The 21,031-nt window shown below is 62.3% G+C and carries 15 protein-coding genes; 7 read left to right on the top strand and 8 right to left on the bottom strand.

All coding sequences use genetic code 11. The annotated features are described in order from the left end of the window. Window positions 1-40: 40 nt before the first annotated feature. The gene (locus tag CLV45_RS11525; protein ID WP_100336499.1) at window positions 41-325 is read left to right on the top strand and encodes a hypothetical protein; all 285 of its coding nucleotides are present in this window, start codon (window positions 41-43) and stop codon (window positions 323-325) included. Here CLV45_RS11525 and CLV45_RS11520 read toward each other — a convergent pair. Together CLV45_RS11520 and CLV45_RS11515 are read right to left on the bottom strand one after the other, a co-directional pair. Next, complete coding sequence (locus CLV45_RS11520; RefSeq protein ID WP_100336498.1) at window positions 306-1,004, bottom strand: alpha/beta fold hydrolase; 699 nt, start codon at window positions 1,002-1,004, stop codon at window positions 306-308. The genes CLV45_RS11525 and CLV45_RS11520 overlap by 20 nt on opposite strands. Window positions 1,005-1,152: 148 nt before the next feature. Further along, window positions 1,153-2,538, bottom strand: coding sequence for a UDP-N-acetylmuramate--L-alanine ligase (locus CLV45_RS11515; RefSeq protein ID WP_100336497.1), 1,386 nt, complete (start codon window positions 2,536-2,538; stop codon window positions 1,153-1,155). Window positions 2,539-2,826: 288 nt separating this feature from the next. Here CLV45_RS11515 and dnaB point away from each other — a divergent pair, with 288 nt between their 5' ends. Next, the gene (gene dnaB / locus CLV45_RS11510) at window positions 2,827-5,382 is read left to right on the top strand and encodes a replicative DNA helicase (protein ID WP_245882866.1); all 2,556 of its coding nucleotides are present in this window, start codon (window positions 2,827-2,829) and stop codon (window positions 5,380-5,382) included. Between the two features lie 277 nt (window positions 5,383-5,659). Here dnaB and CLV45_RS11500 read toward each other — a convergent pair whose 3' ends face one another. From CLV45_RS11500 to CLV45_RS11485, 4 genes are all read right to left on the bottom strand, one after another. After that, window positions 5,660-6,319, bottom strand: coding sequence for an HAD family hydrolase (locus CLV45_RS11500; protein ID WP_100336495.1), 660 nt, complete (start codon window positions 6,317-6,319; stop codon window positions 5,660-5,662). A 148-nt stretch (window positions 6,320-6,467) separates the two neighbouring features. Next, the gene (locus CLV45_RS11495; RefSeq protein WP_100336494.1) at window positions 6,468-7,724 is read right to left on the bottom strand and encodes a pyridoxal phosphate-dependent aminotransferase; all 1,257 of its coding nucleotides are present in this window, start codon (window positions 7,722-7,724) and stop codon (window positions 6,468-6,470) included. Window positions 7,725-7,919: 195 nt separating this feature from the next. Continuing rightward, window positions 7,920-9,188: a PepSY-associated TM helix domain-containing protein gene (locus tag CLV45_RS11490; RefSeq protein WP_100336493.1), complete on the bottom strand. Its 1,269-nt coding sequence runs from the start codon at window positions 9,186-9,188 to the stop codon at window positions 7,920-7,922. Window positions 9,189-9,317: 129 nt separating this feature from the next. Further along, window positions 9,318-11,783 (bottom strand): TonB-dependent receptor, encoded by a 2,466-nt coding sequence (locus CLV45_RS11485; RefSeq protein WP_100336492.1) that lies wholly within the window; start codon window positions 11,781-11,783, stop codon window positions 9,318-9,320. Between the two features lie 244 nt (window positions 11,784-12,027). Here CLV45_RS11485 and CLV45_RS11480 point away from each other — a divergent pair, with 244 nt between their 5' ends. The 5 genes from CLV45_RS11480 (at window position 12,028) to CLV45_RS11460 (ending at window position 17,991) form a co-directional block, all read left to right on the top strand. Beyond that, window positions 12,028-12,612 (top strand): Crp/Fnr family transcriptional regulator, encoded by a 585-nt coding sequence (locus CLV45_RS11480; RefSeq protein ID WP_100336491.1) that lies wholly within the window; start codon window positions 12,028-12,030, stop codon window positions 12,610-12,612. A gap of 381 nt (window positions 12,613-12,993) precedes the next feature. Next, window positions 12,994-13,827, top strand: coding sequence for a 4,5-DOPA-extradiol-dioxygenase (ygiD, locus tag CLV45_RS11475; protein ID WP_211289926.1), 834 nt, complete (start codon window positions 12,994-12,996; stop codon window positions 13,825-13,827). 94 nt (window positions 13,828-13,921) lie between these two features. Continuing rightward, window positions 13,922-14,278, top strand: a complete 357-nt coding sequence (locus tag CLV45_RS11470; protein ID WP_245882837.1) for a winged helix-turn-helix domain-containing protein — start codon at window positions 13,922-13,924, stop codon at window positions 14,276-14,278. Between the two features lie 87 nt (window positions 14,279-14,365). Continuing rightward, complete coding sequence (locus CLV45_RS11465) at window positions 14,366-17,008, top strand: TonB-dependent receptor (RefSeq protein ID WP_100336489.1); 2,643 nt, start codon at window positions 14,366-14,368, stop codon at window positions 17,006-17,008. Between the two features lie 200 nt (window positions 17,009-17,208). After that, a complete protein-coding gene (locus tag CLV45_RS11460) occupies window positions 17,209-17,991 on the top strand; it encodes a S1/P1 nuclease (RefSeq protein WP_100336488.1) in 783 nt (260 codons plus the stop codon). A gap of 99 nt (window positions 17,992-18,090) precedes the next feature. Here CLV45_RS11460 and CLV45_RS11455 read toward each other — a convergent pair whose 3' ends face one another. Together CLV45_RS11455 and CLV45_RS11450 are read right to left on the bottom strand one after the other, a co-directional pair. Continuing rightward, complete coding sequence (locus CLV45_RS11455) at window positions 18,091-18,549, bottom strand: molybdopterin oxidoreductase (protein ID WP_100336487.1); 459 nt, start codon at window positions 18,547-18,549, stop codon at window positions 18,091-18,093. 10 nt (window positions 18,550-18,559) lie between these two features. Next, window positions 18,560-20,854 (bottom strand): molybdopterin oxidoreductase family protein, encoded by a 2,295-nt coding sequence (locus CLV45_RS11450; RefSeq protein ID WP_100336486.1) that lies wholly within the window; start codon window positions 20,852-20,854, stop codon window positions 18,560-18,562. Window positions 20,855-21,031 lie beyond the last annotated feature (177 nt).

The following is a 21,031-nucleotide window of genomic DNA, read 5'->3' as shown; positions in this document are numbered from 1 at the left end:
CTTTTTTTGGTAGTTTAAAGCCTTTCAAACCAGAAGTTCGATGAAGTACCGACGGCTAATCCTGAGTGCGGTATACGGCGTGATGCTGCAAGCCATCCTGGCCCTGCTGACTGCGCCTTTTCTGCTGTTGTGGGGCGCCCAGCCCGCTTGGTGGCAGCAGGTTCTGCTGTTTGTCCTAACGTATCCGGTGCCGGTCAGGCTGCTCCCCGAGAGCTGGACGCTGCCGGTGATTCTGCTCAACGGAGCCTACTGGGGCATGCTCGGGTACTCCGTGGTCCGCGTGCTGCGTACCCTGTGGCGGGAGCTTAAGCCGCGCCTGCACTAAAGCGGCGGATGCGCTGCCCCAGCTCATCAGGGTTGACGCGCTCCAGCGGGTGGGGGGTATTCATCAGGATTTCAAACGTGGCCTGGGGCAAATAGGAAGCGTAGAGTGAGGAAGCATCTACGCCGGCGGTTTTGTCGAGCTCTCCCACCAGAATCTGCACCGGAACGGTGATTTTGGTGAGCCGGGCGGGCGTCAGGGGCGGCTGCTCACTCAGGGCCGTCAGCAGCTGGCGCGTGGCCTGCACCACGGCCTTCCAGTCGGTAGGAGCGTGGGTTTGGGCGAGTTGCTCGGCAAACTGGGGGACTTTCTCCTGCATCGTGGCCGCGTCTAGCATCCGGGTTTCGGCCGCCAGCGTCTCGGCCGACCAGTCGAACTTGGTGCCCAGCGTCGTCACGGTCTTGATCAGGCCGGGGGCTTCCGCGGCGGCCAGCAGGGCCACGTAGCCGCCCATGCTGTAGCCAAAGACGTGGACGGCCTCCAGGTTTTGCTCCCGGAGGTAGCCGATAACCTCCTGGGCAAACGCCGGTACATTGAACTGCGCCGGCTCAATTTCCCGCCCCCCGTGCCCACTAAACGAAAACGTGTGCACCTGAAAGTACTGCGACAAGTCGCGGGCCAGGCCGCGCAGTTGCTTATCCGAGCCCAAAGCGCCGTGCAGGAGCAGAAGGTTTTCTTTCATGGGGAGAGGGGTGGGGTAGAGTTAGGGTTAAAAAAGCCTGTCATGTCGAGCCTTAGCGAGGTATCGCGCATGCCAAAGTAATCAGATTACCATGGCACGCGAGATGTCTCCCGGTGGTCGACAGGACGTTCTGCGGTTAGACGAAAACCTACTTTGTCACCTCCGTCGCCAATTGCGTCAAATCGAGCCCGTCGAATGTGCCGGAGCTCATCATCAGCAGGTTAGCATCCTGCCAGCGCTGCTGGTGCAGAAATTCAGCCAGGGCTTTGCTGTCGGTGAACACCTGCAGGTCGGGGCGCTGGAAGGCTTGCTGCACGGCCTCGGCGGGCAGGGCGGGCAGGCGCTTGTGTTCCAGCACGTGGGGGTTGAAGTAGACCACGGCCACGTCGGGCGCGTCGAAGGTGTGGGCGTACTGGGGCAAAAACGCGGGGTTAAGCGAGCTGAAGGTGTGCAGCTCCAGGCAGGCCACCAGGCGGCGCTTGGGGAATTGCTTCTTAAACGCCGTAGCCGTGGCCTTGAGCTTGGACGGGGCGTGGGCAAAGTCCTTGTAAACCACCGACGAGCTGCCTTCGCGCACCAGCTCCAGGCGGCGGGCCGCACCTTTGAAGGTCGCCAGGGCCTCGTAGAAGTCTTTGCCCTTGATGCCCAGCTGCTTGCAGACTTCCTTGGCGGCCGAGATGTTGCGCAGGTTGTGCTCCCCAAACACCTGAATCGGCACTTCCTCGTCTTTCTTGGTGATGAGCACCGTCTTGCCCTGGCGCACCTTGTTTTCGTGCGGCCCGTAGCCGATGTAGGTCACGTCGGAGGTGGTGGGCACGGTTACGAGCTGCACCTGCTCGTCGTCGCGGTCATAAATCAGCACCCCGGCCTTGGGCGTCATCTCGGCGAAGATGCGGAACTGCTCCCGGTAGTCTTCCTCGGTCGGAAACACGTTGATATGGTCCCAGCTGATGCCCGAAATAACGCCGATGTGGTGCTGGTACAAGTGAAACTTGGGTCGCCGGTCGATGGGTGAGGACAGATATTCGTCGCCCTCGATGATGATGATGGGCGCGTCCTCGGAGAGCTGCACCATGAGGTCGAAGCCTTCGAGCTGGGCGCCCACGGCGTAGTCGAACTTGCGGTGGTGGTAGCGCAGCACGTGCAGAATCAGCGAGGTAATGCTGGTCTTGCCGTGGGAGCCGCCGATGACGACGCGCTGCTTGTCCTTGGACGCCTCGTAGATAAACTCGGGGAAGGAGTAGATGCGCAAGCCCAGCTCCTGGGCCCGGAGCAGCTCGGGGTTGTCGGCCCGGGCGTGCATACCCACAATGACGGCGTCGAGCTCGGGCGTTATTTTCTCCGGAAACCAACCTTCCTGGGCCGGCAGCAGACCGGCGGCGGCCAGGCGGCTTTTGGCGGGCTCAAAGATTTCGTCGTCGGAGCCAGTGACCTGAGCGCCACGGCGGTGCAGGGCCAGAGCCAGGTTGTGCATGATGCTGCCACCGGTGGCAATCAGGTGTAGGCGCTGGAGAGAAGTGGGCGTTGGAGCCATTTAAGAAAACTAAATCAGAGCGGATGGGCTTTAAGAGCCGGGCGGCAAAGGTAATAAACCGGGGCCGTTGTACCGGGTCCTGATTGTGGAGCATCGTGAGAGGGGCCGGGGAATATACCGAAAAGAAAGGATGGAGCCCATCAGATAATGTGCGTTTCAGCCGTTAGCTTTGTGCCCCTTTTGCGTTAGATTTGCTGAGTACCGATGAATGACCGGATGGATGACCGCCTAAAACAATCTGCCTCGCGGGCCAAAGCCGCCTGGAACAGCCGCCCCCCGCAGCTGTCCATGGGCACGCCCTCGGGTAAGCTCCCGCCCCAGGCGCGGGAGCTGGAAGCCGCTGTTTTGGGTGCCCTCATGCTGGAAAAGGATGCCCTGACCACCGTCATCGACATCCTCAAGCCCGAGAGCTTCTACGACGAGAAGCACCGGCGCATCTTCAAGGCCATCCTCAATCTGTTCGACAAGTCCGAGCCGATTGACATCCTGACCGTGACCCACGAGTTGCGGGAAATGGGCGAACTAGAAGCCGGCGGCGGGGCCCACTTCGTGGCCAACCTGACCTTCAAGGTCAACTCGGCGGCCAACATCGAGTACCACGCCCGTATCATCACCGAAAACGCCATTAAGCGGGAGCTGATCAACATTGCCAGCACCATTCACCGCGACGCTTTCGAGGATACCACCGACGTTTTTAACCTGCTCGACAGCACCGAACAGGCTTTGTTCGAAGTTTCGGAATCCAACATCCGCAAGAACTTCGACGACATGCGCAGCCTGATGGGCAAGGCCATCAAGGAGCTGGAAGAAAAGAAAAATCAGAAGGATGGCCTCACTGGCGTACCCTCGGGCTTCTCGGCCCTGGACCGGGTTACTTCGGGCTGGCAACCATCTGACCTGGTGATTATTGCGGCTCGCCCGGGCATGGGCAAGTGCTTGGGCAAAGGCACCAAGGTGCTGATGTACGACGGCACGCTGCGCAACGTGGAAGACGTGCGCGAAGGCGAACTGCTGATGGGCGACGACTCCACGCCGCGCCGGGTGCTCAATATTGCCCGCGGACGGGAGCGGATGTACTGGGTGCGTCAGAACAAGGCCGAAGCCTACCGCGTCAACGAAAGCCACATTCTCTCGCTCAAGCGCAGCCGCACTGAGGGCCCGCACCGCCACGGCGACGTGCTCAACATCACCGTCAAGGACTGGCTGAGCAAGTCGGAGAAGTTCCGCTCGAACTACAAGGGCTACAAAGTGCCCGTGGAGTTTGCTGCTCAGGAAGTAACGGTTGACCCGTATTTCCTCGGCGTGTGGCTTGGTGATGGTTCGTCCGACAACTGCCGCATTACCGGGCAGGATCAGGAAATCATCGACTATCTGCACGAGTACGCCAACGCGTTGGATATGCAGGTAACGGTGGGCGTAGTCGAAGGGCGCTGCAACAGCTACGGCATCACGCGGGGCCGGCAGGGCGGCAGCATCGCGCAGTATTCGTTGCAAGATGAGCTGCGGCAGCTCGGGGTGCTCGGCAACAAGCACATTCCCCAGCAGTATTTGAGCAACTCGACCGAGAACCGCTTGCGGCTGCTGGCAGGCCTTATTGACTCCGACGGCCACCTGGACCCGGTGAGCAACGGCTACGAAATCACCCAGAAAAACCACCGTCTGGCCCGGCAAATTAAGTTTCTGGCCGACTCGCTGGGCTTCCGCACCTCGTTAAAGAAAAAGCGGGCCGCCATTAGCAGCATCGGCTACGAGAGTGAGGTGTTCCGGGTACGGATTTATGGCGACATCAACCGCGTGCCGGTGCGTATCGAGCGGAAAAAGGCGCAGCCCTGGGCCAGCAAGGTCGATTGGCGCATGACCGGCGTTTCGGTCGAGCTCGATAAGGAAGACGACTACTACGGCTTTGCTATTGATGGCAACCGCCTGTTCCTGCTCCAGGACATGACGGTGACCCACAACACGGCTTTCGTAGTATCGGCGATGCGTAATGCGGCGGTGGACCACAAGAAGGCAGTGGCGATTTTCTCGCTGGAAATGTCCTCGATTCAGCTCGTGAATCGTCTGATTTCGGCCGAGGCGGAGCTGGACTCCGAAAAGATTAAGAAGGGCAACCTGGCCGACTACGAGTGGGCCCAGCTCAACCACAAGATTGCCGGCTTGTCGTCGGCCCCGATTTACATCGACGACACGCCGGGCCTGAGTATCCGGGAATTGCGCACGAAGTGCCGCCGCCTCAAGGCCCACCACGACATCCAGATGATCATCATCGACTACCTGCAGCTGATGACGGGTAACTCGGATGGGGGCAAGGGCGCCGGCAACCGCGAACAGGAAATTGCCTCGATTTCGCGGGCTCTGAAGGGTATTGCCAAGGAACTCAACGTGCCGGTGCTGGCCCTGTCCCAGCTTTCGCGCTCGGTGGAAACCCGGGGCGGCGACAAAAAGCCCCAGCTCAGTGACCTTCGCGAATCGGGTTCTATCGAGCAGGACGCCGACATGGTAGTGTTCCTCTACCGCCCGGAGTACTACAAGATTACGGAGGACGAAATGGGCAACCCGACCCAGGGCACGGGCGAGGTAATCATTGCCAAGCACCGGAACGGCTCCCTGGAAACGGTGCAGCTCAAGTTTATTGGTAAGTTCACCAAGTTTGCCGACCTCGACGGGGGCGGTTTTGGGATGGACGCCGAGTACAACACCGGGGCCTTCCCGGCCAGCACCTTCGACGACGAGCCCGGTTTTGCGCCGAATACCATCCGGCTGGGCAGCAAGATCAACGAGGGGGGGCCGGGGCCCGTGCCGTTCCCGAAAAGCAACTTCGGCAACGACGACCCGCCGTTCTAAGCCCGGATTCAGGTATGAAAAAAGCCTCCTGCTACAATGCGGAGGCTTTTTTGTTGGCAGTGGTCGTGCTGGTTACCTCGTACGGGTGAAGTACGGTGTCGAACGGGTGAAGTGCGGTGTCGAACGCCTGAAGTGCGGTGTCGTACGGGTGAAGTGCGGCGTCGTACGGGTGAAGTGCGGCGTCGAACGCCTAAAGTGTGGTGTCGAACGCCTGAAGTAGGGCTTCGAACGCCCTCGAAGCGGCGTGGTACGGGTGAAGTACGGCGTCGAACGGACCTTAGGCGTTGTCGAGGAGGCTCTTTATGGCTTCGTCCCGGAAGTCGGGGGCGAAGTGCAGGATGTTGGGCAGGTGGGCAAACTCGCTCGGCTCGTGGGTGGTGGTGAGGATGACGGCCTTCATGCCGGCATTGCGGGCGGCTTCGGCGCCTTTGGGCACGTCTTCGAAGACGAGGCAGTCGGAGGGAAGAACGCCGAGCTGCCCGGCGGCTTTGAGGAAGGTTTCGGGATGGGGCTTGCTGCGCGTCACGTCGTCGGCGCTGACGATGGCCCGGAAGTAGGGCCGGATGCCGAGCGTGTCGAGCACGAAGTCGATGTTGAAGGGAATGGCGGCCGAGCCGATGGCCATTGGAATTCCTTGCTGGTGGGCCCGCGCCAGAAACTCGGGCAGGCCGGGCAGCAGGGCCAGGTGGGGCCGGAATTCCTGCTGGTAGCGCTGTTCTTTGCGAAAGGCCAGCTCGTCCATTTCGGCGGCCGTAAACCGGTCGGGGCCGAACATCCGCACCAGGACTTCCTGGTTTTTGCCGTACATCTGGGGCTTCACCTCTTCGCGGGTAAAGTGGCCACCCAGCTCGTGGTTGAACATGTGGTGCCAAGCATCGGTATGATAATCCATGTCGTGAATCATCGTACCGTTCAAATCAAACAGAAAGGCTTTCATAGGTAAGAGCTACACAAAAAGTTGGGGCAAACCTTGCGGCCTGCCCCAACTCGTGTTTGGTACATAGTATTTTCAAAGACGCGCATCTGCGGCGGTAGGAGCGTCGTCACACGACTATTGGTCAAGGACCAGACGCAACTATGCGTCTCTACTGCAGCACGTCCAGGGCTTCCTTGAGGCGGGGCAGGGCGGCTTCCATGCTTTCCAGGGAGGCCCCACCGACCGACATGCGGAACCAGGTCGAGGTTTCGTCGGTGCCGAAGGCGCCGAAGGGCACCACGGCCAGGCGGGCCCGGGAAATGAGGTAGAAAGTAATATCCTTGTTGGTGGCCAGCAGCTTGCCTTCGGGCGTGGTTTTGCCTAGGGCGTTGATCTGGGCCGTGAGGTAGATGGCGCCCTGGGGCACGACGGCATCAACGGGGTAGCCCTGCTGTTTGAGGTCCTGCAGGCCGTTGTAGAGCGCGTCGAGGCTGCGCTGCACCTTCTGCTTGAAACCGGCCAGGAACTCATCTACGGCGGGGCCTTGCTTGAGGTATTTGGCCGTGGCCACCTGCTCGGCCTTAGGGGCCCAGGCGCCCACGTGGCCCAGGATGGACTTCATCTTGTCAATCACGTTGCTGGGGCCGAAGGCGTAGCCCACCCGCACGCCGGTGGCGGCAAAGCACTTGGAAATACCGTCGATGTAGATGACGTAGTCGCGCAGCTCGGGGCGCAGGTTTACCGGGTCGTAGTGCTTCGTCTCGCCAAAGGTCAGCATCCAGTAGATCTGGTCGTACATGATGTACAAGGGCTTTTCGCCGGCGCTGCGGGTCTTGTTTTCGGCAATGACCAGGTCGCAGATGGCCTCCAGGTCTTCCCGGGAAAACACGGTGCCCGTGGGGTTCAGCGGGGAGCAGAGGGCCAGCAGGGTGGCACCCTTCAGGTGGGGCGCTACTTCGGCCGCGGTGGGCATAAAGTTGTTTTCCACCGAGGTTTCGACCATGATGGGCTCGGCGCCGGAGAGGTGGCAGTAGTGGTTGTTGTTCCAGGAGGGCACCGGAAATACCACTTTGTCGCCGGCGTCAATCAGGGCCAGGTAGGTGGCGTAGATGAGGGGGCGGGAGCCGCCGGCCACCAGGATGTCGTTGACGGAATAGGTGAGGCCCAGCCGCTCGGTCGTGAATTCGGCCACGGCCGTGCGCAGGTCGGCCATGCCGTTGGCGGGTGGGTAGTTGGTTTGGCCGGCGGCGTAGGCGGCGGCAATTTCCGTTTGCAGGCCGTCGGGGATGGGGTAAATCGAAGGGTCGAAGTCGCCGATAGTGAGGTTGCAGATTTCCTCGCCCTTGCGAATCATGTCGTTGACCTCGTTCCCAATCTTGATAATCTCGGAGCCAATCAGGCTGCCGGCCATTTTAGAAACCATCATTACGTCGTTTTTTGCCAAATATAGGGGCGGCGCATTTTGTGCGGCCGAATTAATTGCGGCCGTTATGATTTCTAACGGCCGGGGAAGGTACGGGGCGCTGCTTAATGGGTTGGGGCGGGGCCGGCCGGAAAGCAAACAGGCCCGGACAAACAGCGTTGCCCGGGCCTGGTCGTGAAATTCTTCACGCTAAAAGACTTAGGCGGCCACGGCGGCTTGTTTCTGCTGCTTTTTCTTGGCCTTGCGCAGGCGGTTAAGCCACATAATTACGCCCGTCACGGGGAAGGTAACGCCCAGCAAGCACACCACCACGGCTACGATTTTCGAGGGGGTGCCGAAGATGGCGCCGGTGTGGACCGGCTTGAAAGTGCGGCGCACGCGCTGGCCCAGGTTGCGGTCGGCGAAGTTCAGTTTGCCCAGGGGCTGGCCGGAGTACTGGTCGAGGTACAATTCGTCGGTGGCGCCTTCGTAGGCCGCGTTGGCGGAAGTCGTATTAACCCGCACGGCCTCGGTGGAGTCCTTGGGCAGGGAAATGGCGTACGACAGCGCGCCGGGCACCTGCTGCCGGGCCACGGTGTAGGCCTGGTCGAACGTGAGCTTGCCGCCGTTGAGGACCAGCGTGGATTTGGGCGCCTCGGGGCCTTTGGGGTCGGAATTGGTCACGGCGAAGATGCCGTTGTTGAACCACTCAAACGACCAGGCCAGGCCAGTGAAGGCGAATACGAACAAGAACAGGGCGCTGTAGAAGCCCAGCACGATGTGCAAATCGTGGTTGAGGCGCTTGAAGCTGGCGTCCCACTTGATGGTCAGGCGCTGCTTCACGATGTTGCGCGTGGCGGGCCACCACAGCACGATGCCGGTAGCAATGATAAAGAGGAAGAGCAGGGTGCTGACGCCCACCACGAGCTTGCCCACCGGGCCGCCCACCATGCCGCGGTGCAGGGCCATCATGGTGAAGAAAAACGTGTCGCGGTAGTTGACCTTGTCAATAATGGCGCCGGTGTAGGGATTTACGTACAGCACCGGGCCGCGGCCCCCTTCGCCACCACCGCCTTTGCCCTTCTCGCCCTTGCCTTTTTCGCCCCGGGGGCCGTGCTCAGCACCGCTACCTTGCTCAGCGCGGGCCTTGCCACCTTCGGCTTTGCCTTCCCGGCCGCCTTCGGGCTTGCCGCCCGGGCCGCCGGGCCCACCGGCCAGGCTAATCTCCACGGTGCGGGCGGGGTCGGCGTACACTTTCACCCCGCCGATTTTGGCCTTGGGGTCGGTGGCCTTCACGCCGTCGAGCAGCTGGGCCAGGGGCAGGCGCGGCTGGCGGGCGGGCGGCGTCACGAAGAACCGCTCGGGGTGCCAGGCCTGGTCGAGCTCCTTTTCAAAAACCAGCACGCCGCCGGTGAAGCAGACAATGGCGATGATCAGGCCCGAGGCCAGGCTCAGGTAGAGGTGAATGTTGCGAAACAGGATTTTCATAAAACGGTCGGTCGAGTCGGAAAGACAAAGATCGGGGCAAGGGGTTTATCGGCAACAAACCCGGAAGGCAACCAGTTGCAGCTGGCACCTTCCGGGCTTGGTTCACCTATTCACTCAAGTTAATTCACCTTACAAACGGTAGCTGGCCGTGGCCGAAAAGTTGCGGGGGGCAATGGGGTTCACGCTGTTGTCGTCGTGCAGGTTGTAGCTCAGCTCGTTGAGGATGTTGGCCAGCTTCACCCGCAGCGAAAACCGGTCGTAGCTGTAGCCCAGGGAGGCGTCGAACTGCACGTAGTCGGGGATGGAAATCAGGCGGAAGGCGTCGTTGGCCACCGTGGTGCGGGTGTTGCGGCCGGCCAGCTTGTCGCCCACGTAGTAGGTCGTGAAGCCGGCGCTCAGGCCGCGCAGCATTTTATTTTCGCCGAACGAGGTGTTGAAGTTGTAGAACACGCTCAGGTTGGCCGTGTGGGCGGGGTTGTAGCGCAGGCGGCTGCCGTTTTCGTAGATGTTGCTCTTGGTGTAGGCCGTGTTGTTGTAGCTGTAGCCGCTGATGAAGGTCCAGCCCAGGTAAGGCTTGCTCTGAATGTCGACTTCCACGCCTTTGCTGGTTACTTCGCCGGCCAGCTCCTGGGCGCTGGGCCAGGCCGAGTTGTAAGCCGGGTTCGGCTGGCGCACGTCGTTGTTGAGGTACTGCTGAATCACCTGGGCCTGGTTGCTGTTCACGATGCGGTAGGCCGTGACGTTGGCCGAGAGGGCGCCTTTGAACAGGTCATTCTTGATGCCAACTTCCACCTGGTCGATGACGGAGGGCGGCAGGCCGTTGCCCTGGTTGTCGGTTACGGTGTTGGCCTGGGGCGTGAAGGAGTTGGAGTAGGAGGCAAACAGGGCCGTGGTTTTGATGGGCTGGTAGACCAGGCCCACGCGGGGCGAGAAGGCGCTGTCGAAGCGGCGGTTTTCGCGCACGGTTACCGTTTGCACGGCGGCCGTCGGGGGCGTGTAGGTATACACGTCGCTGGGCGTTTCCTGGTAGCTCCAGCGCAGGCCGGCCAGCACTTTCACTTTCTCCGAGAGGCTCAGCAAATCCTGCACGTAGAAACCGGCGCGGCGGGTGTTGCCCAGCGTGCGGGTCACCAGCGGGAGCTGGCTGTAGTCGCGCACGGCATTGCGGGGCTGGGTCACCACTTTGGTGCGGTCCAGGATGTTGATGGAGTCGTAGGGCTGGGCGGTATAAGCCAGCAGGCGGGTGTTGTACTGGTCGGCGTCGGCGCCCAGCAGCAGGGTGTGGCCCAGGAAGCCGGTGCGGAAGCTGCCCGTTACGTCGAACTGGGCCAGGTAGTAGTTTTCGGCGGTGTTGCTGCGCTGCAGGCTGCGCAGCTGGTTGCCGTAGAATTTGCCGGGCTTAAACACCGAGCCGGCGGGGCGGGAGCTACTGAACTGCTCGTTGGCGTAGCGCTGGAAGCCGGCAATGGCCCGCACCTGCCACTTGTCGCTCAGGCGGCTGGTCAGCGTGGCGGTGGTGCTGGTTTGCTGGGTGGCGTTTTTGGCGCCGGGCGTGTTCAAAAAGCGGCTGCGCGAAGGCTGGATTTCGTAGTTGATGGCGCCCACGCCGAAGTCGGGGGTGCGGTTGTCGCGCAGGTAGTCGCCTTCCAGCACCAGGGTCGTTTTGGGGCTCAGCTCAAACAGCAGGGAGGGGTTCACGTACACCCGGTCCGACTTCACCTCGTCGCGGAAGCTGTTGGCTTTCTCGAAGGTACCGTTCAGGCGGAAGGCCACTTTGTCGCTCTTGCCCACGGCGCCGTACACGTCGAAGATGGGCTTCCACAGGCCGAAGGAGCCCACGCGCAGGCCTACCGAGCCGCCCCGTTCAAATTGAGGCTTTTTGGTTACCAGGTTGAGCACGCCGCCGGCCGCCACGTTGCCGTAGAGAATGGCCGCACTGCCCTTGAGCACTTCCATGCGCTCCAGGGAGCTGGCTTCGGGCATGATGCCGTTGTTGAACCGGACGCCGTTCTTAAAGGTGTTGCTGCTGCCGTAGGCAAAGCCCCGGCTGCCAAGCTCTTCCTGCACGCCGCCCGTGGTGCTGGTCACGTACAGGCCGCTCACGTTTACCAGGGCGTCGCTCAGGTGCAATACTTGCTGTTGCTCAAGAACTTGCCGGTCGATGGTAACAGCGGCCTGGGGCAAATCCAGCGGGGCAATGGGCATCTTGCTGACGCTGGCCGGCCGCTGGTTGAGGCCGCGCTGCTCGGTGATTTTTACTTCCGACAGCTCGTGCTGGTTGATTTGCAGCGTAATGGTCGGCAGCGTAATGGTTTTGCCAGCCACTACTTCCACCGCCGTTTCCTGGGTTACGTAGCCCAGGCCGCTGATGTGCAGCAGTTGGGTACCGGCTTCGGCCTTGAGCTTGAAGCTACCGTTGGCTTCGGTGTTGACGCCGGTGCCGGTTTTTTTCAGGCTCACCGAAATGTTTTCCAGCGGGGCCCCGTCGGCACCCACCAGCTTCCCGACAATCAAGCCACCCAACGCCTGGGCCCAGCTGGTAGCTGGCAAAAGAAGGGTGAGCAGCAGAATCGACAGGAGTAGGGGGCGACGCATAACGCTATTTAGAATGATTAAACTTAAGGCAAAGATGGGGGTTGTTTAGAATCCATCCAAATAAAATATCGATTTTTTAGAATGATTCTACCCGGTGGGCTACGCCAATCCGGCGCCCTACCCGGGAACAAATCAGGAAAAAGCAGTTAGCTGCTTGAGAACAGCGGAGTTAGCGGCGGGCTGCGTAGGGCCGGGCCGCCGACGTAAACTTGCGCTGTCATTTGTCGTTCCACTCCTTACAAGTATGCTCGACCACCTGCGCACCTATCTGCAAGCCAAGCTACCCCTGCTGACCGACGAGCAGTTTGCCGTCCTGGCCGCCCAGCTGCAGCCCCGGGAGCTGGGCCGGCAGCAAGTGCTGGTGCGGCAGGGCGAAATAGGCCGCCACGGTGCTTTCGTCGTGCAGGGCTGCCTGCGCAGCTTCGTGGTCGACAAAAAGGGCAAGGAGCACGTGCTGCAGTTTGCGCCCGAAAACTGGTGGGTGGCCGACCAGCACGGCCTGCTTCACCACGAGCCGGCCCTGTTCAGCATCGACGCCCTGGAAGATTCCCGGGTGCTGCTCTTCGGCCCCGGGTTTTACCAGCAGCTCACTCAGCTGGGCCCCGCATTTCAGGGCTTTTTCTACGACCTGCAGCAGAACAGCGTGCGGGCCATGCAGAAGCGCCTGATTGCCACGCTCAGCGCCCCGGCCGAGGAGCGGTACCTGGACTTTCTGCGCACCTACCCGTCCCTGGCCCAGCGCCTGCCCCTGCGCCTGATTGCAGCTTACCTCGGGGTCACGCCCGAGTCGTTGAGCCGCATCCGTAAGGAGCTGGCTGGGCATAGGTAGGGGGGTAATGTGCTACTGGTTAATGTGCTAATGTGGAGAATGTGCTGATGTGCTAAGGCAGAAACTCGTGTCATTGCGAGCAGCGCGAAGCCATCCGTCCTCTGCTAGTGACCAACGTTCTTTTACCAGACAGTTCCTTGCTACGCGTGGTAGCAAGAGGCTTTTCACATATAAGCACTTGGTATATTTCAGAGGACGGATGGCTTCGTCGTTCCTTTTCGCAAGGACACAAGGCATCAGCACATCAGCACATTCATTTCTTATCCTACATCAAGGCGGCTGGGTGGTGGGAGCGGTACTTTTGGGAGGTACTTATACAAGCGCCGGATGCACCGCTTATCCTTTCTGAAAGCCCTGGCCATCCTTCCTTTTGCCTCCGCTATGAACTTGCACGACATTCATAAAACCGCCACTTCCTTCCCCAAATCGGAGAAAATGCCCGTGCTCTTTATTGGGCACGGCTCTCCGATGAACGCCCTGGAGGACAACCCTTTTACCCGCCGCCTCAAGCAGCTGGGCCGGGAAATCCGGCAGCGGCAGATGCCCCACGCCATTCTGGTGGTGTCGGCCCACTGGCTCACCCGCGGTACGTTTGCCGGCATCAACGCCCGGCCCGAAACCATCCACGACTTCGGCGGCTTTCCGCAGGAGCTGTTTGCCATGCAGTACCCGGCCCCCGGGGCGCCCTCGTTTGCCCAGTCCATTATTGAGCACGTGCACGACGTGCACGGTTCCGACGAGTGGGGCCTCGACCACGGCACCTGGACCGTGCTGCACCACCTGTTTCCCGAGGCCAACGTGCCCGTGTTTCAGCTCAGCCTCGACGTGACCAAGTCCATGCAGCAGCACTTCGACCTGGCCCGGCAGCTGCAGTTTCTGCGGGAGCGGGGCGTGCTTATCGTCGGCAGCGGCAACATCGTGCACAACCTGCGCCAGAGCATGCCCAAGCTGATGATGGGCGACGCGACGCCCTACGACTGGGCCACCGAGTTTGACGAATGGGTGAAGGCCAAAATCGACCAGCGCGACTTTGCCAGCCTGGTCAACTACCAACAGCTGGCCGGGGGCAGCGGGCAGCTCGCGGTGCCCACCACCGACCATTACCTGCCCGTGCTCTACAGCCTGGGCCTGGCCGACAAGGACGAGAACATCACCCACACCTTCGAGGAAGTCAGCTACGGTGGCCTGAGCATGCGCACGTTTATGGCCGGCTAGTCCCCGAATCCCGGGCTTCCCAACCCCGCGGCCCCGCTTGACCGACGGTCGGGCGGGGCCCCTGTTTTTAGGCTAAATTCCGCAGATTGCGGCCATGAAAGAGCTGCTGCACCCGGAATTGATGTTTCGCCTGAACGGCCGCCTGTGGCTGGAAGGGCCCACCGACCGGATGATGGGCATCGGGCGGCTGGAGCTGCTGGAAAAGATTCACCGCCTGGGCTCCATTTCCAAGGCGGCCCAGGAAATGCAGATGTCCTACAAGCGGGCCTGGGACCTGGTGGCCTCCATGAACCAGCAGGCCCGGGAGCCGCTGGTGAGCACCCAGGCCGGCGGCAAGCGCGGCGGCGGGGCCGTGGTAACCGAGGCCGGGCAGCAGATGATGCGGGAGTTTGCGGCCCTGCAGGACCGGTTTCAGGCGTTTCTGGCCACCGAAACGGCCCGGATGCTGTAGTAGCGCCCGGCGGCCGAAAACCATTCGGTGGATTAGGCGTTATGTTTGGGAAAATATAACGCCTGGTTTCATCCTTTACTGCTCTTTATGCGGCTTTTTACCCTGTGGCGCCCTGAGGGGCGGGCCGGCTACCTCGGCCTGTTGGCAATTTCGGGCGTGAGCAACCTGGCCTGGGGGCAAACCGCGCCGCCCGCCAGCCGCCCGGCGGCCGACACCCTGCGGCGGGTGCAGCTGAGTGAAGTGGTGGTGGCCGCTTCCCGGGTGGAGGAAAGCTTGCTGCAGTCGCCGGTGACGGTGGAGAAGCTCAGCGGCCGGGCCCTGCGCCTGACGCCGGCGCCCACGTTTTTCGACGCCCTGGAAGGCGTGAAGGGCGTGCAGGTTATTACGCCCAGTCTGGGTTTTAAAGTGCTCAATGCCCGGGGTTTTGCTAATACGACCAACGTGCGCTTCGTGCAGCTCGTGGATGGCATCGACAACCAGGCGCCCCACATCGGCGGCCCCATCGGCAATGCTTTGGGGCCGAGTGATTTGGATATTGGCAGCGTGGAAATCGTGCCGGGTTCGGCGGCGGCGCTCTACGGGCTCAACGCCATCAACGGGCTGGCCAACTTCAGCACCCGCAGCCCCTTTACCTCCGAAGGGCTGAGCGCGCAGCAAAGAACCGGGCTCAACCACGTTAATGACCCGCTGGTAGGCGCTAAGCTCTACTCCGAAACCAGCGTGCGCTACGCCAAAGTGCTGCGGCCCCGGCTGGCCCTGAAGCTCAACGGCACTTACAGCCGGGGCTACGACTGGATTGCCAACGACCAGACCGAGCTTAATGCCGCCGGCAACGCCACCACCGGCCTACTGGGCGCCGACAACCCCGCCCGGGACCCGGTCAATAGCTACGGCAACGAGTCGTCGGACCGGATTACGTTCCGGCGGGGGGGCAAAACCTACTCGGTGGCCCGCACCGGCTACGACGAGCGGGAGGTGGTGGATTACGGCCTGCAAACCATCAAGGCCGACGCGGCCCTGCACTATAAGCTGGGCCGTAGTGCGGAGCTGGCCTACACCTACCGCCTGGCCGTGCTCGACAACGTGTACCAGCGCTCCAACCGGTTTCGGCTCCAGGACTACCGTTTGCAGCAGCACGCCCTGCAGCTGACAGGCCCCGTGGTGCAGGCCCGGGCCTACGTGACGGGCGAAAACACCGGCCGTAGCTACAACCTGCGCTCCGCCGCCGAAAATCTGGACCGCACCTACAAGCCCGACAACGTCTGGATTGACGACTACGGGCGGGGCTACGACCAGGCCCTGGCTGGAGGCCAAACCGTGGCCCAGGCCCACGCCGCCGGCCGCACCCAGGCCGATGCGGGCCGCTACCAGCCCGGCACGGCACTTTTTCGCCAGAAGCTCAGCGAGCTACAGGACATCAACAACTGGGACCAGGGCGCGGCCCTGCGGGTGCAAGCCAGCCTGGTGCACGCCGAGGCCCAGGTGAATGTGGCCGAGGCCCTGCGCCGCGGCGGACAGGACTGGCTGCCCGCCGCCGTGGACGTGCTGGCCGGCCTGGACCACCGCACCTACGTCATCGTGCCCGACGGCAACTACTTCATCAACCCCGAACCGGGCCGGGACCCCCTGCGCGACAAGCTGACCTACGGCAAAACCGGCGGCTTCGGGCAGGCCGGTGTGCGGCTCTGGCAGCAGAAGGTGCGGCTCACGGCCACGCTGCGCGCCGACAAGAACGACTACTTCGACGTGCGTTTCAACCCGCGCTTTACGGCCGGGTACTCGCCCACCCAGCGCCACAACTTCCGGGTGAGCTACCAGAGCGGCTACCGATTTCCGAGCTTGTTCGAGGCTTTTTCCAACGTCAACAGCGGGCAGGTCAAGCGCATCGGCGGGCTGCGGGTCATGTCCGACGGGGTGTTTGAGAACAGCTATTTGCGCAGCAGCATCGATGCCTTTAATGCTGCCGTAACGGCCAGCGTAAATGCCAATACTTCCCCTACGCTCACCCCGGCCCAGAAGCAAAGTTTGGCCATTGAGCAGAACCAAGCCCGCTTGCAGCGCAACCCCTACACCTACCTGCGGCCCGAGCAAATCCGGTCCTTGGAGCTGGGCTACAAGGCGGCCCTGCTGCCCGGGGGCCGCCTGCTGCTCGACGTGGATGCCTACTACAATGCCTACCGCGACTTTATTGCCCAGGTCGAAGCCTACGTGCCCAAAACCCTGAACCCCGACTCGGCCGCCATTTACCTCAGCATCCGGGCCACCCAGAACCGCTACCGCCTCTGGACCAACGCCCAAACCCGGGTGTACAACTACGGCGGCTCGGTGGGGCTGCGCTACGAGCGACCCGGCGGCCTATTGCTGGGCGCCAATGCCACCTACGCCCGGTTGGCCCGCACCGAGTCGGGCGACGGGCTGGAGGACGGCTTCAACACCCCGCGCTGGATGGCCAACCTGAGCCTGGGCCACGAACACCTGAACCACAGCAATATTGGCTTTGGAGTAAGCTACCACTGGCAGCAGCACTACTATTCCCAGACGTTCCTGGTGAGCGGGGAAGTGCCGGCCTACGGCAGCCTCGATGCCCAGCTAACCTACGTGGTGCCCGCCCCGCAGCTGCGCCTCAAGCTGGGCGCTACCAACGTGCTGAACCAGTACTACGCTTCCTTTCTGGGTGGCCCCGGCGTGGGCGGGCTGTACTACCTGGCCCTGACCTATACCGTGGAGTAGGCCCGGACCCGCGGCTGACCGGGGCGGCCCGTGCAACTGCGGCGGGCTTTAGGTGTTATTGACAGCCTGGGCGGCCGATTTACACATGTTTATGTGAGGCGGCGGCCGGTGCAGTTCTGGCTTTCGTGCTACTTTTGTGGTTTCGGGGCCGGCCCGTTTCTTCCTCCCAGACCTTGTCGTCTTTCTCTTTTCCTGATTATATGCTGAAAAAGTGCGTTGCCCTGTTTTGCCTGAGCCTGTTGCCCGTGAGCCTGATGGCCTGGGGCGTGCAGGGCCACCGGGTAGTGGGTAAGATTGCCGAAAACCATTTGTCCAAAAAGGCCAAGGACCAGGTAGCCCTGCTGCTGGGCGCCGAGCGGCTGCCGCTGGTAACCACTTGGGCCGACGAAGTGCGCTACTCGCCCGAGTACTCGGCCACGGCGCCCTGGCACTTTATCAATACGGCCCTGGGCCTGCCCTTCGCCGAGTACACCGGCGTAGTAACGGCCATGCAGGAGCCCAACGCTTACCTGGCCCTGAATCAGAACCTGGCCGTCCTGAAAGACGCCAAAGCTACGAAGGAGCAGAAAGTCGTGGCCCTGAAGTTCGTCATTCACATCGTGGGCGACGTGCACCAGCCCATGCACGTAAGCCGGGCCGAAGACAAGGGCGGCAACGCCATAACCGTGAAGTACCAGGGCAAGGACACCAACCTGCACAGCCTCTGGGACAGTGGCCTGCTCGACTACGAAGGCATGACCTACTCCGAACTGGCCACCCTGCTCGACAAGCCCACGCCGGTGCAGGTGCAACAGTGGCAGAAGGACGGCATCACGCAGTGGCTCTGGGAATCGTACTCCATCAGTCAGCAACTCTACGCCGAAACCGAGAAAAGCGCCACTTTCGACTATAAATACGTGCCCGCCCACCTGCCCACCGTGGAAGACCGCCTGCTACAGGCCGGAGTCCGCCTGGCCGGGCTGCTCAACGGCGTATTGGGGTAAGCCTCCGCCCAATAGAGCCACTGTAAAAGCCGCAGCAATTTGCTGCGGCTTTCTGGTTTTGGGGCCAGTTTAGGCTGGAATACAGGGTAGTAAGCCTACTCAGGCAGCTACTACCAGGGCCTGGGGCGCGGCTTGCTTGATGCGCCCCAGCAGCCAATCCAGCTGCCGCTTGGTTTCGGCCTCGCAGGCGGTGCAGGTGGCTTCCAGCTCCTTGTCGCGCAGGGCCAGGGCGGCGTTGCCGATGATGTCCCAGCAGAGCTTCACCTCGTTGGTCAGCAGCCACAAGTCGTGCAGGTCGCGCAGCAGGGCCAGACTGCCCGACCGGGGCTGGCCGAAAAGCACCTTTTCCATGGCCGCCGGCTCGGGACTGCGGCTGTCGGCGTAGCGCACCAGAAACGGCTGCAGCTGCCCGCCGTGCCGCACCGACCAGGCCGAGAGCTTCTGGCACATCTGCTCGATGTCGGGCTCGTCCTGGTGGTGGCGGCTTACTTTGTCGAAGGCCCGGGCCAGTTGCTTTTCGCTGTTTTCGAGCAAGCCCAGATAGTTTCCTAAGTGCATGGGGGCGGGGTTAGACTTTGCGAATCCGGACGGCGGCATACTTAAAGTGGGGCTGCTTACTGACCGGGTCCCACTCAGTGAGAGTCAGTTCGTTGGCCGCCCGGGGCGGGTCCTGGTCCTGGTCCCAGTAGCCGTAGTGGAAGGGCATGAACACCAGCCCCGGCTCGATGCCCCCGATGCGGGCCGGCTCGGTGGCCTGGCCCCGGCGCGAGGTTACTTCCACCAGGTCGCCCTCCCGAATCCCGTAGCAGGCCGCATCTTCCGCGGAGAGCTGCACGAAGCCCTCGGGCGCGGCCTCGTGCAGGGCCTTGGCGCGGCCGGTTTTGGTGCGGGTGTGGAAGTGGTAGACCACCCGGCCGGTGGTAAACCAGAGCGGATACTGCTCGTCGGGCTCCTCGTGGGGCGGCTCGTAGTCGGCGGCCTTGAGAAAGGCTTTGCCTTTGGGGTCTTGGGCTTTGTATTCTTCGGGTTGCTTTTCGGTGCCCGTCACCAGGTCGTAGCCGTAGGTTTCGCAGTAGTCGGCGTGGGTGTTGAACTCGTGGTCGGTGTAGAGGTGGGTGGCCCCGTCGGGGTACTGCTCGTTGCAGGGCCACTGAATGCCCGAGCCGCCGGTCAGTTTGGCGTAGCTCAGACCCGAATAGTCGCAGGGGCGGCCCTTGCTGCAGGCTTTCCAGGCCTCGAAGGCTTCTTCCGGAGTGCTCCACTTGATGAGGGGCTGCCCGTCCTTGTCCCGGAAATCCATGCGGCGGGCGTAGTCCAGGAAGATGTCGAGGTCGGCACGGGCCTCGCCGGGCGGGTCGATGGCCTTGTAGGAAAGGTGCACCGTCCGGTCGGTGTTGGTAAAGGTGCCGGTTTTCTCGCCCCACAGCGCGGCGGGCAGCACCACGTCGGCCAGCTGGGCGGTTTCGGTCAGAAAGGCGTCCTGCACGACGACCAGCAGGTCTTTCTGCCGCAGAATCCGGCGGATGCGGGCCAGCTCGGGCATGCTTACCGCCGGGTTGGTGGCCTGAATCCAGAGCAGCTTGATGGAGCCCGTTTCGCAGTAGCGCCAGATCTGCATGGCGTGGGTCGGCGGGGCCCAGTGCGGAATCTTGTCGGGGTCCACGTTCCAGAGCGTAGCCAGCTCCTGAATGTGGGCCGGGTTGCCCCAGTTGCGGAAGCCGGGCAGGTCGCCGTCGGCTCCGCACTCCCGGGTGTTCTGGGAGGTGGGCTGCCCGTTCATCTGCAGAATGGCGTTGCCCGGGGAACCAATCAGGCCCCGCAGCAGGTGGATGTTGTTGATTTGCACGGCCGCCGCCGTGGCCTGCATCGACTGGTACACGCCCTGCAGAGCCGTCGAAACCAGGGTTTTGCTCGTGCCGATAATCAGGGCCGCGGCCAGCAGCTGCTCGGCCGGCACCCCGCTGAGGGCTTCCACCCGCTCGGGCGTCCACTTCTCCACCGTCTGGCGCAGCTCGGCATAGCCCACGGTATGGGCCTTAATAAACTCGTGGTGGAGGTAGTCATGCTCAATCAGCAGGTGTAGCAGCCCGTTGAGCACGGCCAGGTTGGTGCCCACCCGCGGGGCCAAGTGCACGGTAGCCTTTTCGGCGGTGTAGGTGCGGCGCGGATCAATGACGACCAGCTGGGGCGGGTTGGGGCCGGCGAGGCGGTCCAGGATGCGGGCCCAGAGCACGGTTTGCTGGGAAGCCATGTTGTGGCCCACCAGCAGCACGGCCTCGGTCGTGTTCAGGTCGGTGTAGGAGCCGGGCTGCCCGTCGGTGCCGAAGGAAATCTTCAGGGCCGCCGCCGCCGTGGCCGTGCACAGGCGGGTGTTGCCGTCCATGTGGGGCGTGCCCAGGCCGGCTTTGCCCAGCACGCCCAGGGTGTAGTAGTCCTCGATAAAGAGCTGCCCGGAGGTGTAAAAGCCGAGGGCCCCGGCCGTGTGCTCCCGAATCAGCTGCTTGGATGTATCGACAATCAAACTCATGGCCTCGTCCCAGGTGGCGGGCTGCAGCTGGCCGTGGCGCCGGATCAGGGGCGTCGTCAGCCGGTCGGGACTGTGGTTGGCCTGCCAGCCGTGCAGGCCCTTGGGGCCCAGCCGCCCGTGGTTGACGCGGTCCTGCGCCCGGCCCCGCACTCCCACGATGCGCCCGTCCTTCACCCCGATATCGAGGCCGCAGCCGTTGGAGCACAGCACGCAGGCCGACTGCACCCAATTCTCGGCCGGCTCGGTGAGCTGCTCGTCGACGCGGATGGGCCACGGGCCTTCGTAGCCCGTGCGCGGGCCCCAGATATCGGTAATGCTGTTGCGGGTTTCTTCCATCGTCGGGCTAGGCTGGGTAAAAACAGCGGCTGAGTTCCGGGCCCCGGACCGCCGCAATGCAGCGGCCCGGGCGGGACCAGCGTGAGCCTACTACGGAGGAAAATTGCCGGATGGTTGCTTCCCGGCCGAGGTATTTTAATCTTATTTTAATTCATGAAAGGGTCCTAGCGGCCTGCT

The sequence above is a fragment of the Hymenobacter chitinivorans DSM 11115 genome, assembly GCF_002797555.1.
Lineage (GTDB): Bacteria > Bacteroidota > Bacteroidia > Cytophagales > Hymenobacteraceae > Hymenobacter > Hymenobacter chitinivorans.
The sequence above is the reverse complement of the archived record's forward strand: the minus strand, read 5'-3'. Positions and strand labels throughout refer to the sequence as shown.

What these genes read in the sequence shown, in the direction of transcription:
- CLV45_RS11520 (WP_100336498.1), bottom strand. Translation starts at nt 1,004, where the DNA reads ATGAAAGAAAACCTTCTGCTCCTGCACGGCGCTTTGGGCTCGGATAAG.
- CLV45_RS11470 (WP_245882837.1), top strand. Translation starts at nt 13,922, where the DNA reads ATGAAAGAGCTGCTGCACCCGGAATTGATGTTTCGCCTGAACGGCCGC.
- CLV45_RS11485 (WP_100336492.1), bottom strand. Translation starts at nt 11,783, where the DNA reads ATGCGTCGCCCCCTACTCCTGTCGATTCTGCTGCTCACCCTTCTTTTG.
- dnaB (WP_245882866.1), top strand. Translation starts at nt 2,827, where the DNA reads ATGGGCACGCCCTCGGGTAAGCTCCCGCCCCAGGCGCGGGAGCTGGAA.
- ygiD (WP_211289926.1), top strand. Translation starts at nt 12,994, where the DNA reads ATGAACTTGCACGACATTCATAAAACCGCCACTTCCTTCCCCAAATCG.
- CLV45_RS11455 (WP_100336487.1), bottom strand. Translation starts at nt 18,549, where the DNA reads ATGCACTTAGGAAACTATCTGGGCTTGCTCGAAAACAGCGAAAAGCAA.
- CLV45_RS11490 (WP_100336493.1), bottom strand. Translation starts at nt 9,188, where the DNA reads ATGAAAATCCTGTTTCGCAACATTCACCTCTACCTGAGCCTGGCCTCG.
- CLV45_RS11480 (WP_100336491.1), top strand. Translation starts at nt 12,028, where the DNA reads ATGCTCGACCACCTGCGCACCTATCTGCAAGCCAAGCTACCCCTGCTG.
- CLV45_RS11515 (WP_100336497.1), bottom strand. Translation starts at nt 2,538, where the DNA reads ATGGCTCCAACGCCCACTTCTCTCCAGCGCCTACACCTGATTGCCACC.
- CLV45_RS11525 (WP_100336499.1), top strand. Translation starts at nt 41, where the DNA reads ATGAAGTACCGACGGCTAATCCTGAGTGCGGTATACGGCGTGATGCTG.
- CLV45_RS11465 (WP_100336489.1), top strand. Translation starts at nt 14,366, where the DNA reads ATGCGGCTTTTTACCCTGTGGCGCCCTGAGGGGCGGGCCGGCTACCTC.
- CLV45_RS11460 (WP_100336488.1), top strand. Translation starts at nt 17,209, where the DNA reads ATGCTGAAAAAGTGCGTTGCCCTGTTTTGCCTGAGCCTGTTGCCCGTG.
- CLV45_RS11495 (WP_100336494.1), bottom strand. Translation starts at nt 7,724, where the DNA reads ATGATGGTTTCTAAAATGGCCGGCAGCCTGATTGGCTCCGAGATTATC.
- CLV45_RS11450 (WP_100336486.1), bottom strand. Translation starts at nt 20,854, where the DNA reads ATGGAAGAAACCCGCAACAGCATTACCGATATCTGGGGCCCGCGCACG.
- CLV45_RS11500 (WP_100336495.1), bottom strand. Translation starts at nt 6,319, where the DNA reads ATGAAAGCCTTTCTGTTTGATTTGAACGGTACGATGATTCACGACATG.